This window comes from Burkholderia sp. BCC1047 (genome assembly GCF_902833155.1).
Lineage (GTDB): Bacteria > Pseudomonadota > Gammaproteobacteria > Burkholderiales > Burkholderiaceae > Burkholderia > Burkholderia sola.
On the sequence record NZ_CADFEH010000013.1, the window covers coordinates 38,097 to 51,804 of the forward strand.

Below are 13,708 nucleotides of genomic sequence, written 5' to 3' on the forward strand. Positions count from 1 at the left end.
CGCGCAACCGGCGCGCGCGGCGCCACGCGCACCGCGCGCGGGGATCAGCCGACGATCAGCGGCGTGCCGACCGACAGGCGGTTCGGATCGCGTGACACCGACGGATTGAGCTGCAGGATCTCGTTGAACGCGCGCGTATCCTGCTCGCCGCGCGTCATCGCCTGCTGATCGGCGCGCGACACGTGCGCGGCGTCGAGTAGCGACTGGCGATGCTGGTCGGCGATGACCCACAGCGAATCGCCGGCAACGACGATGTAGGGCTGCGGCGACGCAGACGGTTGCGCGGTCGACGGCGTGGCGCTGGCCGATGGCGAAGCCGGCGCGGCAGGCGACGCACTGGGCGATGCGCTCGCCGAAGCGCTTGGCGCGGCGCTTGCCGAAGGGCTGGCCGACGCGCTCGGCGACGCGCCGGGCGCGAGATTCGATTGCGACGAATTCGACCGGTTCGACGAACCGGACCCCGAGCCGAAGAACGTCGTCAACAGACCTTCGATCAGCTTGTACGCGAACGCGCCGACCGGAATCAGCACGACGGCCGTCGGGATCTTCTTGATCAGCGGCGTCGCGTTCGGGAAATGCGTGTTCAGACGCCCGCCGAGCAGCAGCGCGGTGGACACGCCGGTCGCGATCGCGAGATCGTAATGGCCGCCGCTCCACTGCACGCCGGTGCCGAGGCCGCCGTACGCGACGGCCATGAAGTCGCTCGCCGAATCGGTGAAGCGCACGATGCGGCTGCGCTTGTCCGCATTCACGCGGTGCGCGCCGATCGTGTAGACGAGGCCCGCATATGTGGCGCCGAACGCACCGCTCGCGATGGCGGCCGAGCCGTAGGCGAGATCGAACGCCCCGTGCGCGTGCACGACGCCACTGATGCCGACCGCGAGCGTCGCGGTCGACGTGATCGCGGCGCCCGCGCGGCCCGCGATCCCGAACAGGTGACGCGGGTTGCCGGTATGGAGCTGCTGCAGCGACGTACCGCCGACGGTGCCCTGCATCTGCGCGAGCACGTCCGCGGCGAGCGCCTTGATGTGGGTGGTCGCGTCGTCGAAACTCATCAGCCCGACGCGGTTCAGTTCGACATACTGCGCGGCCAGCGTCCGCGCTTCGTTCGAGATCTGCTCGAGCTGCGCGCGGCGGTTCTGGCCGTAATCGTGCGCGCCCGAGCGCAACTGCCGCGACAGCGTCACTTCGAGCCGCGTGAGCACCGCCTGCGCGGCCTTCGGATCGCCGGCCTGCAGGCTGCGCACCGCACCCTGGTGCATGACCTGGAACACGCGACCGAGACGCGAGCCCAGCAGGAACGACGACGTCGCGCTGCTCAGCATGTCCTGCCGCAGCACGTGCGTCGCGCCGAGCGTATCGGCGATCACGAGCGCGCCCGCACCGGTGACGAGCGAGCTGAAGCCGATCGACTTCCACAGCTCCGCCTTGCGGAACGACGGCCGATGCACGCGCAGCGCGTTGATCTGCGCGAGCGCCTGCAGTTCCTCGATCATCTTCGCCTGTTTCGGGTTCGCCGCGATCTGCCGGCCGACGCTGATCGGCTTCGACGGATCGTTCTTCAGCGCTTCGCGCTCGACCACCGATTGCCAGTACGCGCGACTGTCGGGCAGCGGCCCGGCGGGATCGGCGGTCGACACGACGGTGCCGCGTGCCGGCGCGCGGCCGCCGGCTTCCGCGAGCCAGCGTTCGCCGAAGCGGCGGGCGAGTTTTTCGGTGCGCGTGGCGGGCGGATGATCGGCCGCCGCCCACTGCGTCATCGCATGCTCGATCGTCGCCTTGCGCGCCTGGTTGACGAGCGCGGTCGTGTTGCGTTCGTACAGTTCGCCGCGCAGCGTCGCGAGCGCGTCGTCGGACAGCCCTTTCGACTTGCCGATGCGCGCGATTTCCGCGAACAGCACCTGCTGCTGGTTCGCGAACGCCTCGGGGCTCACCGGTTCGAACACGCGCGTGAGCGCATCGGCGCCGTGCAACCGTGCGAACTTGCCGTGACGGTCGGTCTGGTAATAGTCGACGATCCGTTCCGCCAGCGCCCGCGTCAGGTCCTGGTTCGCGATGAAGTCGGCGCCGTGCGTGCCGTACGACAGCCCGACGTGCAGCCAGTCGATCGCCTTGCGGTCGAGCAGCGCATCGAGCAGCTCGACGTGGCCGGCGCCCGGCACCGGTTCGAGCACGGCGTCCCATCCGTGAAAGCTCAGCATCACGTTCGGCGCGGGTTCGCCGGCGTGATCGTGCGACCACGTCTCGAACGACGTCATCAGCCGCGTGTATTCGGCATAGCTGTCGTTGGTGCCGGCGATCGTGCGGCGGTCGTCCGCGGAGACGAGCGGGCGGCCCGACGCCGCTTCGAGACGAAGCTGGAAGCCGTGGCGCGATGCCGCGGTGAGCCATTTGTGCAGATGCGCGATGTCGTCGAGCTCGAGCGTGCGCGTGGTGCCGTCCGGCGCCTCGCGCGTGATCGTCGCGTCGGCCTCGTTGTAGCGCGCGCCGATCGGGGAGCCGAACTGGCGCGCGCGCCGGATGAACGCCGGATCGTGCTTGCCGCCGCGCGCGGCCGCGAGCGTATGCGGATCGACCGGAATCGACACCACCGGCATCGCGCCGCCATATTGCTCGACGTAGCGCACCGCGAGCGCGGGATCGTCGCGCAGGTTGAACGCACGCGCCATCGGCGCGACGCGGTCCTGGATCTCGGCCGGCGCGCGCACGAACGCCTGGATCGCGCGCTTGTCGATCATGCGTGCCGCGCTGTGGCGCGTGGCGTACGCCTGCATCCACTTCACGAAGCGGTTGTGATCGCCGCCGGGATCGGCGACCGGCCCGCGCGACGGCATGCTCGACACCTCGCGCGCGAGACCGATGGGGATGCCGAGCGCCTTCAGCATCGGTGCGTCGGCCAGGATCGTCTGCGGTTCGTCGGTCAGCGCGAGGCCGCCGGCATCGGGCTGGTTCTTGCGTGCGGTGACCGCCTTCACGCGGTCGATCGTCGGGAACCAGTCGGCCACCTTCGCGGCGCCGTAACGCATCACCCATTCCGCGACCGTGCTCGAACCCAGGCTCGGCTGGTATGGCCGCAGCGTCAGCGGCTTGGCCGCCGGCGTTTTCGGCGGCTTCGGCGCATTCGACGCGTTTGCCGCGTTCGCGGCGCGGCGGTTGCGCCGGCCGCCCTTGCCGCGCAGCGCATTGCGGACCCGGCTGGCGGGGCCGGTTGCGCCGCTGGCGCCGCCGCCCGCCGGCTGCGCGGCTTGCTGGGCCGCGGCGAGGTCGGCCTGAGCGGCTTTCACGCGATCGATCTGGCCGGCGATCTGCGTGCGGATCCAGCGCGTGGCGAGGTCGAACTTCTGCGGCAACGCATCGAAATACGACTTCTCGTCGAGCAGCTGCGTGAGTCGTTGCGCGAGCGCGGCTTTCTGCGTGGCGGTCGCGCGCGGATCGAACGCCTCGGGCGCGAGCGTCGACAGCAGAAAGTGCTGGTTCGCGCCGAACGGGCCGCGCCCGAGCGGCATCTCGTCGAGCGGGCGGCCCGCGTCCGGGTGGTCGCGCAATTGCTCGGCGTTGTCGTACCAGAGCGCGTTGCCGTCGTGGATCGCGATGATGCCGCGGCGCGTATGCAGCGATTCGGCAACCGGATGATCGGTCTCGTACACGTACACGTAGTGATCGCCGCCCAGCGCCTTCAGTTCCAGCGCACGCATCAGGTGCAGCGTGTTCGCGCCGCTGAAGTCGATCGCGAGCTGCTTGCTGTCCGGGACGAGCTTCGGCGGCAGGAACGGACTGTCGGCGCCTTCGATCTCGGCGATCTTGCGGCGCACGCCGGGGTCGGCTTTCGCGAGGCCGCGCTGCACCCGCGTGCCGAGTTTCTGCATCGGCGGCTTCTCGTCGCCGAGCGCCTTGCGCATTTCCGCCGGCGCGAAGCCGCCGTAGCGCTCGACCGTGTCGTGCGCGACGTCCGTCACGACGAATCGCACGCCGCGCCGGCCGCCGGACAGGTTGCGCGCGCGCCGGCGGAATGCGGCGCCGAGATCGCGCGGCGCGATCGTCGCGTCGCCGAGCGACGTCGACTCGTGATAGGTCCAGTCGTGCGCGGCGTTGCGCGTCGCGTAGCCGAGCACCTTGCCGGTTTCCTTGTCGATCGCGTAAAGCGTCGCGCCGTCGCCGGCCGCTTTCGCCGCCTGCTTCGGCCGGCGAAAGCGCGGCGCGTCGGCAAGCGACTTCAGCGTCGTGACGACGTCCGCGTCGGGCGTCGCGGCCGCCTGTTCGGCTTCCCACGTGCGGCCGTCGCTGCGCGCGGTGACTCGCGCGGCGCCGCCGTACTCGCGCAATTCCGCGAGCGGCACGGGCGACACGTAGAAATCGACGTCCGCCCGTTCCGCACTGCCGTTGTCCTTCAGCGCGCGATAGACCGCGTCGGGGATCGACACGGCCGGATCGGCGGACGCCTTGTCGACGAACGTACCGTGCTCGTCGGTGCGCATGCTCGCGACGAACTTCGGCTGCGCATGGCGCGCGTCGATCGACGCGTCCGGCCGCGCTTCATGCTCGGCGATCAGCACGTACGCATTCGTGCCGAACGCATCCTTCATCTGCTGGAGCGACGCGAGTTGCGAACCGTCGATGCGGATCAGGTCGCGCTTGCCGTGCGAGGCGAGGTGATCGAGCGCATGCTGGCGGCGCGCGGCGTCAGCCGTCGCCGCGGGCACCGGCGCGTTCGATGCCGGCTGCGGCGCGGGCGCCGGCATCTCGCTCGGCATGCCGAGCGCATGCATCGCGTCGGCCTGGCTCGCGTAGTACGCGCGATAGGTCGCGTGGCCCGGCACGGACGGCGCGACGTCGCCGAAGGCGGCCGCGAGCCGGCGCAGCCCGGCTTCGTCGCCGGGCATCACGTGGTCGGCTTCGCGTGCGATCGTATCGGGCAGGCGGGCGTCCCGGGCGATGTCGATGCCGCCATCGTCGAGGATTTCGCGGCGCACCGCGAACGCGTTCGCCTGCGCGCGCGCCTCGGCCATCAGCGCGCTGTCGGTCAGCGCGTCCGGCGACGAGCGGTCGAGCGCGAGGCGGCGCGTGATCGTCTCGACCGCGTGCTGCGCTTCGTGCGCGAGCGTGTAGACGAGCGTGCCGGCGCCGTAGAACTGCCCGTCGAGCACGATCCGCTGCTTCGCGGTATCGATCCGGCTGCCGCGCCCGGGCCGGCCCACCACGATTTTCCAGCCGGCCTCGCCGGCCAGCGCGACCTGCTGGCGCAACAGGCTCGAGCGGTCGACCAGCGCATGGGCGGCCTTGGGCAGCGGCGCGCCGCCGAACCGCATCCGGATGCGCGTGATGACGGACGGCTTCTGCACGAACGCGTCGGGCGGCAAGTGCTCGGTGATGCCGGGATGCGCGAGCTCGATCGCGCCGCGCGCGATGCCGTCCTCGAGCATCACGCGCAGCGTGCCGATCTCGCGGACGATGCCTTCCACGTTCAGCTTCGGCGCATCGGTCATGACCGTCGACGGGTCGCTCAGGTAGAAGTCGCCGTGCGCGTCGAACACGCCTTCGAAGTCGTAGTACAGACGGTGCTGCGCGGTGATGTCGCGCGCGCGGTCGAGCTGCGCGAAGGCGTCGCGGGTGACGCGCGACGGCAGCATGCCGGCCATCACGTCGTGGCTGCTCAGCGACGCGAACGGCGCGTACATCACGGCCACGCGATCGAATGCCGCGAACGGGCCGCCGACCGTAAGCGTGCGCAGCCCGTGTGCGCGCAGCGCCGCGAGCCCTTCCTGTTCGAGGCGGATCGATTCGATGTGGCCGAGAATCGCGCGATTGTCGGTGCCCTCGTAGAGACCGATCGCATTGCGGCGGCCCAGTTCGAACACGGTCTTCTCGATGCCGGCGCCGGTGGCCGCGCCGGTGAAGCGCTCGACCGGCACGCGTGCGGCCGGATCGCCGCTCGCGTGGACGCCGTTGCCGTCGACGTCGAGCGCGCCGAGGTCCGGGCGCTGGTGCGGCGCCGGATCGTAGCGCAGCCACGCGTTGGTATGGCTGAGCCGCGCCTCGGCGCCGCGCCCGACCGCGATCGTCGGCGGCGCGTAGACGGGGCGCTGCCAGACGTTCGCGAGCCATGCGGCCGCGTCGCGGCCGTTGCGTGCCGACAGAATCACCGACGAGCCGGGCAGGCCGAGCACCGAGCGGTGCGCGAGCGTGACCTCGACCGGCGTGTACGGCCGGCCGTCCGGATCGACGAGGCGGCCTTGCGCGTCGGTGACGCCATGCACGATCACGATGCGGCCGTCGCGGTCGTAGGACAGCGGACCCGAGCGATCGAGCGTCAGCGCGTCGACGCCGGCGACCGGCTTGCCGTCGAACGGCGAGGCCTTCACCGCACGTGCGCGCGACCATGCCGTTTCTTCGGCGAGTGTCGCGGCCGTCTCGCGCGGCGCCGGCATCGTGACGCCGGTACGCTGCGCGGCCTGCGCGTGGCGCCGATACAGCTCGCCGTAGGTGACGCCGCCGTCGAGCGACGTCGGGCTGTGCTCGAACGCGTCGGCGAGGCGCGCGAGCGAGGCGGCGTCGCCGGCCCGCGCGCGGCCGTATTCGTTGGCGATCGCATCGGGCAGCGCGACGTGGCGGCCGATGTCGATGCCGAGGTTCGCGCGGATCTCGTCGCGCACCGCGAAGGCGTTGACCTGCGCGCGCGCCTCGGCGAGCAGCGCGCTGCGCACGTAGCGCTGCGTCGAGCCGTAGTCGAGCCCGAGCGTGCCGGTCGCGGCCTCGAGCGCATGGCGGGCTTCGTGCGCGAGCACGTAGACCATCGATCCGGTCGACTGCAGCCCGCCGTCGATCGTGACGCGCCGCCGGCGCGTGTCGATCTTGCTGCCGCCGCCCGGCTTGCCGCGCACGACTTTCCAGCCTGCGTCGGCGCCGAGCTGAAGCTGCTGCGACAGCAGGCTCGATGCGTCGATCAGCCGGTACGCTTCCTTCGGCAGCGGCGCGCCGCCGAAGCGCATCCGCACGCGCGTGATGACCGACGGCTTTTGCACGAACGCATCGGGCGGCGGCGTTTCGGCGAGTCGCGGATGCGCGAGTTCGACGTGGCCGCGCTCGAGGCCTTGCGTCAGCGCGCGTTCGATCACCGCGAGCCGCTGCAGCGTGGTGAAATGCTCGCCCGCGCCCATGCCGATCGCACCGGGGTCGCTCAGCAGGAAATCGCCGCCGCGCGTGAAGAGGCCTTGCAGGTCGAAGCCGATGCCGGTGCGTTCGACGACTTCGCGGATCTGCCGGATGTGCTCGAGCGCCGCGCGCGACACCACGCGCGGCAGCCCGCCCGTCTCGAAGCCGAAGCTGTGGAACACGCCGAGCGGCCGGTACAGCACGGCGACGCGATTCAGCGCGGAGAACGGGCCGTCCATCGTCACCGTCTTCAGCCCGTACGACGCGAGATCGTCGAGTGCGATGCTCTCGTCGATCGCCGCCTCGATCTGGCGCGCTTCGGACGTATGCGGGCCGTTGTCGTAAACCGCGAGCGCGGCATCGTGGCCGAGCGCGAACACGGTTTTTTCGGCGCCGGCGCCGAGCAACTCGCCGACGTGACGCTCGACGTCGATCCGCGCCGCCGGATTGCTTTCGAGGTGCACGCCGTCGGCGTCGGCCGCCAGTTGCCCGAGATCGTGCGGTGCCGCGGGCGCCGGGTCGTAGCGGCGGAACACGCCAGTGTCGAGCAGCGCCGCGCGTTCCCCGACCGCGTGCGGGGGCGGCGCGTACACCGGCCGCTGCCACAGATTCGCGAGCCCGGCGGCCGCCGCCTCGCCGCCGTGCTTCGCGGACAGCACGATCGAATAGCCGTCCTTGACCAGGAACGACGGCGCCTGGTCGAGCGCGTATTCATGCACGCCGGCGGGCCGCCCGCCGGCGAGCAGCGTGCCGTCCGGCAACGTGTCGGCGTGCAGCATCAACACGCCTTCGTCCTCCAGCATCGTGAAGTGGCGGCTGCGCGCCGCCTGCAGGTCGGCCGCCGCGGGCACGGGCCCGTCGCCGAACGGCGACGCATATTCGGCATGCGCGCGGCTCCATGCCACGCGTTCGTCGAAGCTGCGCACCCCGTGCGGCACGTCGCCCGTCTCGTGCGTCTGCGGCGCGGGCATCCGGCGCGGGATGCCGCCGCGGCGCTTCTGGCGCGACCATACGTCGTCGTAGAAATCGCGGTAGGTCTCGCCGTCGCGGCCCGACACGGGCGCATCGGCGAATGCGTCGACGAGGCGTCCGACCGTGCCCGCATAGTCGCGCGACGGCGCGCGCCATGCGGCGCCTTCGCGCTCGATCGCATCCGGCAGGCGCACGTGCGCGGCGATGTCGCCGCCGCCCGCGAGCTCGATTTCGTAGCGTGCCTCGAACGCGTTGATCTGCGCGCGCGCCTCGGCTTCGAGCGCCTTGCGCGTGAAGCGGCTGCGGTTGCCGTAGTCGAGGTTCAGCACGCCGGCCATCGCCTCGACCGCATGGCGCGCTTCGTGCGCGAGCGTATAGGTGATGCTGCCCGGATGCTGGAGCGCGCCGTCGATCGTCACGCGGCGCTTGCGCGGATCGATGCGGCTGCCGCCGCCGCGCTTGCCGAGCGTCACGCGCCAGCCGGCGTCCTGCAGCATGCGTAGTTGCGTGGCGAGCGTGCCCGACTGCATCGCGAGCGCCTGCGCGGCTTCGGGCAGCGCCGCGCCGCCGAAGCGCATCTGCATCCGCGTGACCCAGCCCGGCTTCGCGGCGTCGGGCGGGGCGGTCTCGGTCGTTTCAGGGTGCGCGGCGGCGAGGCCGATGTCGTCGTTCGCCGCGGTGCGACGTTCGCCGCCTGTCGGCGCGCGGTCGGCCTGGCCGCCGGCGTCGTCGAGCGCGCGTGCGCCGCGGTCGGCCGCGGCCGTTTCGCGTTCCGCCATCCGCTCGGGCGTGCCGGCGCGTTCCGGCTTGACGAGCACGAGCACGCGGTTCGGCGCGCTGAACACGCCATCGAGCGCGTTGACCGGCTCGGGCGGCGCAGCCGTGCGCGGCATCGCCGGTTCGTTCGCGCCGCGCTTGCCGGCCAGCACGATCACCGTGTCGTCGGCAGCCGCGCGGGGCGCAGCCGGCGGCGTTTCGTCGGGCGCGATGCCGGCCGGCAGGCCGGCTTCATGGGCCGCGACCGTCTCCGGCGCGGGATCGAAGCGCAGCACGCGCGCGCCCGCGCGCAACTGGCCGTCCGCCCCGAATGCATCGGGCGCGGCGGCATAGACGGGCTTCTGCCAGCGGTTCGCGAGCTCGGGTGCGAGCGCCGCGTCGTGTTCGCCGGCGACGACGATCACCGGTTCCGCGAGATCCTGCGGGCGCGGCGACGATGGCCGCGCACCCGGCGCGTCGGGCGTCGCGCCGCTGCGCACCACGTAGACCGTGCGATCGCCGATTTCCATCGGCTCGGCGCTCGGCCCGCGCGGCACGGCGATGCCGGCCGGATCGGACGTCGCCGCGCGCGCGACGGGCGCGTCGTCCGTCAGATCGACGACCTTCGCGTTGACGCGCGGCGGCGCGCCGTCCGGCTTCGCGCGCGTGCCCGGGCCGGCCGGCTCGTCGGCCGCGACGGGCCGCCAGCGCATCGATTGCGTGTCGGCGCTACGCCGGTTGGTGCTCGCGGTCGTACTGCTTTCGGCATCGGTTTCGTCGCGCTGCTGCTGCACGCGGGCGTGTTCCTCGCTGGTGCGGCGCGTCCTGCGCGCGTCGGCGGACACGCTCGCGGCTTCGCCTTCGGCCGCCGTCTGCGCGAGGCGGCGCGGCGCCTGCGCGCCGGCGACCGTCTGCCGGTAGGCGTCGCTCGCTTGGTCGAGCACGTGTTGCAGCACGTCGAGCGGCGTCTTCGCGACGATCTTCGGCGTCACGCTCATCTCGCCGTCGGGGCCGAACGACATGCGCTCGCCGGTGCCTGCCACGTCGTCGACGCGCGTGCCATTGGTCCAGGCCTTCGGCGACACCGAGACGACGGACAGCGTGCCGTCCTCGCCGAGCACCACCGATTTGCCCGGCGGCAGGCGCTTCGCGGATGCGCGGTCGAGCACGCGAATCGGCGTGTTGTCGTAGGTCAGCACCTTGTCGCCCACGCGCAGCGTGCCGTCCGGCGACACCTTGACGGCTTCGCCGTCGAGCGTCACGCGCGTGCGGCCGGCCGCGAGCGACGACGCGTCGCCGCTGTTGAGAATCCGGCCGATCGTCTGGCTGTCGACGCTGACGGTCTTGCCGTCGGCCCCGCGGATCGGCACCGGCTGGCCGATGCGCGTGCGCACCGATGTCACCGCGCGTTCCTTGAGGCCGCCGGCGGCCATCAACGCGACGTTGGTGATCCCGGACTTGAGCTGCTCGCCGGCCGCCTTCTTGTCCCCGGTGACGAAATACTCGTAGCCCGCTTCGCCGAACGCCTCGACCGCGCCGCCCACGCCCGTCACGACCGCGGTGGTCCGCGCGCCGGTGGCGAGCACCGACGCGACCTTCGGCGTGCGCGTGAGCGCCGTGACCGCGCGCGTGAACAGCTTGCTGCCGGCCAGTTTCGCGGCGCCCGCCGCGCCCATCGGCACGAGGTTGATGAAGTCGGCCCGCGCGCCCGGGTCGGTAAACGGATTGAGACTGCGCCCGTGGTCGGCGCGATTGGCCAGATCGAGTCCGGCGCTCGTCATCGTCGCGCCGATCGCCGTATACATCATCCCCGCACCGAGGATGTTCAGCGGCACGCCGACGATCGCGCCGATGCCGGTGCCGTCGAGCAGCGTGCCGAGACCTTCGAGCGCCATCCCGCCGACCATCATGCCGATGTTCAGGCCCGTGCTCGTCAGCGTGTTCAGAAAACTGTCGAAGCCGCTTTCGTGATGCGCGGCCTTCGACACGAGTTGCAGCGTGCCGTCCGCGTTGTGGCCGGTCGCGATGTCGACGGTGCCGTCCGTCGACAGCTCGTTGTTGTCGATGTAATCGTTGATGTCGTCGTAGTTGCTCGCCGTCTCGTCGACGTACTGCGTGCCGTCCTTGCCGCTGACCTTGAACAGCGCGCTAGTGGTCATGCCGGCATCCTTGGCCGCGTAGACCATCGGCAACACGCTGACCTGCGTCGTCGCGCCGCCGCCGATCGACAGCAGCTTGTCGCGCACGCTGTTGATCGTCTTCAGCTTGTCCTTGTCGGTGTAGCGCGCGACGTCGTCCTTCGTCGGCGATACGGGATCCGAACCGTCGCTCGACGCCGCGTCGTTCTGGACGTCCGGCTGCATGCCGAGCGCGACGCCGATCAGATTGCGCTGCTCGTTGTCGGTCAGCTTGCCGAACGCGATCGTGCCGCCGTTGTTCGTGCTCGCGCTGGCTGCGTCGAGCAGCGAGTTCGACAACTCGCCGCGATGCGCTTCATAGAAATCGTGCAGCGCCTTCTTGTAGTCGTTCTCGGCGTCCGAACCGGGCGCCGCATAGCGCAGCCGTTCGTCGAGGCCGGCGTCGAACCCGTCCATCAGCACCTGCTGGTGCGACGTTTCGCTCAGCAGCTGCAGGCGCTGCACCGCGTTGTCGGCCTGCGTGACGGCCGCCTTTGCCTTGTCGAGCTCGTCCTGATACAGGTTCGGACGCGGCGCCGACGGCGCCGGGATCATGTCGTCGCCCGAGACGGTGCGAAAGCGCATCGGCGGCGGATTCGCGGCTGCCCAGTCGTCGTACTTTTTCTGCACCGACTCGAGCGTGCTCTTCGCCTGCGTCTGCTTGATGTGCGCCTGCGACAGCGCGAGCTGGGTCGCGCGCTCGTTGACCGAATCCGACATCCGGCTGTCGGCCGCGCGGATCGCGCCCGCGACGGTCTGCATGCGCTTCACGTCGAGCATCGTCGGGCCGGCCTGCGCGGCGGTCGGGCCCGACGACTGCGGCAGCAGGAACGGGCGGTCGAGCAGCGGCGACGCGGGCAGCGACGATGCGCCATTGGACCCGCGCAACGTCGGCGAGGCCTGCGGCGACGCGCTCGGCAGCGTCGGCGTGCCGGTGGGGGCGGCCGACGTCGCCGTCGACAACGACGATGGGGGCACACCCGGCAGGCCGTTCGCGGTCGACAGCGACGGCGTCAGCAGCGGCGGTTGAAGCGTGGGTTTCGTGAAGATCGATTGCGCGTTCACCTTCGCCTTGAGCTGCGACGCCTGATCGTCGTACTGCTGCGCGAGCGTCGCGCCGTACGCGACGACGAAGCCGTCGTGCGCGATGCTCGCCTGCTGCTTCGCCTGATCGAGCTTCGCATACGCATCGCCGAGGTCCATATCGACCTGCGGATCCTTGATCATCGCGTGCGGATTGTCCTTGTGCCACGCGCTGGATGCATCCTGCTTCTTCGTATAGTCGGCCTGCAGCGTGTCGACCTGCCGCTGCGCGGACAGCATCTGCAGATAGCCGCCGCTCGTGTTCGCGGCGGTCTGCGCGCGGGCGAGCGCGGTCTTCGCGTCCGACACCTCGTTCGCGACGACCACCGTCGGTCCTTCCTTGCCGCTGGCCGAATCGTAGCGCTGCTGTGCGTTCGTGAGCGCCAGGCTGTCGTTGGCCGCGCCGTACGCGGCGTTCGCATAGTTCGCATCCTTCGCGGCGGACGTGACGGCCTGCTGCGCGGCATCCCGCGAAGCGGGCGCATCGGGCATCGTGACCTGCAGCTCCAGCGGCTGCAACGCGTCGTTCAGCCGCCCGACGCCCGCATCGAGCGCGGCCTTGTAGTCCGGATCGGCGAGGTACGACTGGAACTGCGTATACGCGAGGTTGGAATTCGCGACGTCCGCGAAGTATTTCGACGCACCCACGGCCGCCTTCGCGCTCGCGGTCTGCCAATTGTCGTAGAGCCGGATCTGCAGCGGGTTCTTGCAGTCGCCCGGTTGCGGCACCCAGTTCGGATCGTTCGCATGATCGGGGAAGGCGTCGAGCAGCGTCTTGAACTGCTGGTCGGCCGCGTGCTGCGCGTCGCCGGGGTCGGTCACCTTGCCGGAATCGTCGATCTTCATCCCGGCCGGCATGTCGGCGTTCGCCTGTTCGCCGTACAGGATCATGTAGCCGGCGTCGGTCGTCACGTTCAGCTCGCGCTGCGCGGTGTCGGCTGTCGTGCGTGCCTTCGCGTAGTCGGCCTGCGCGGTTTTGCGGTCGTCGGCCGTCGACTCGGGATCGCGGTTGACCAGATGCAGCACGTTCTGCGCGCCTTGCAGCGTCTGCGACGCGTTGTCGTATTTCGTCTGCGCGTCCTGGATCGCTTTCTGTACCGCGCGCGTCTTGTCGTTCTCGACCGTGATGTCGGGCGGCGGCGCCGTATATTGCGCGGCCATGCTCTGGATCAGCGACGTCGCGGACTGGATCTCGGCGTTGGTCGGCTTCGACGGATCGGTGGCCAGCGATGCGGTGACGGGAATCGGCGGCGCCGCGGTCGGGTTCGCGGGCCCGGCGGCCGGATCGTCCTTCTTCGGCGGCGGCGGAGGCGGGGGCGGCGGTGCAACGACCGGATTCAGCGTTTCCGACAGGAAGCGCTGCCAGTTGACACCCAGTCCCAATCCGTCGATCAACAGCATGCTCGTCTCCGTTGAGCCGCGCGATGCGCGGCACGCGCGGCGTCCTGCACGCCGCGACGTGATCGTTCGAGTGTACGGACGCACCCGGCGGCGGGAACGCCGCTGTTTCGTAGCGGCAGGAAGCGCTCGGCGCCCCGGCGTCGCGCGGGCTACGAGATGCGCGCGGCGTG

At 70.9% G+C, this 13,708-nt stretch carries 1 protein-coding gene; it reads right to left on the bottom strand.

Translation table 11 applies throughout. From position 1 onward, the window contains the following. Window positions 1–44: 44 nt before the first annotated feature. On the bottom strand, window positions 45–13,538 hold the full coding sequence (locus tag HWX55_RS15515) for an LWXIA domain-containing protein (RefSeq protein WP_175976352.1): 13,494 nt from the start codon (window positions 13,536–13,538) through the stop codon (window positions 45–47). Window positions 13,539–13,708: the final 170 nt, after the last annotated feature.

What these genes read in the sequence shown, in the direction of transcription:
- HWX55_RS15515 (WP_175976352.1), bottom strand. Translation starts at nt 13,538, where the DNA reads ATGCTGTTGATCGACGGATTGGGACTGGGTGTCAACTGGCAGCGCTTC.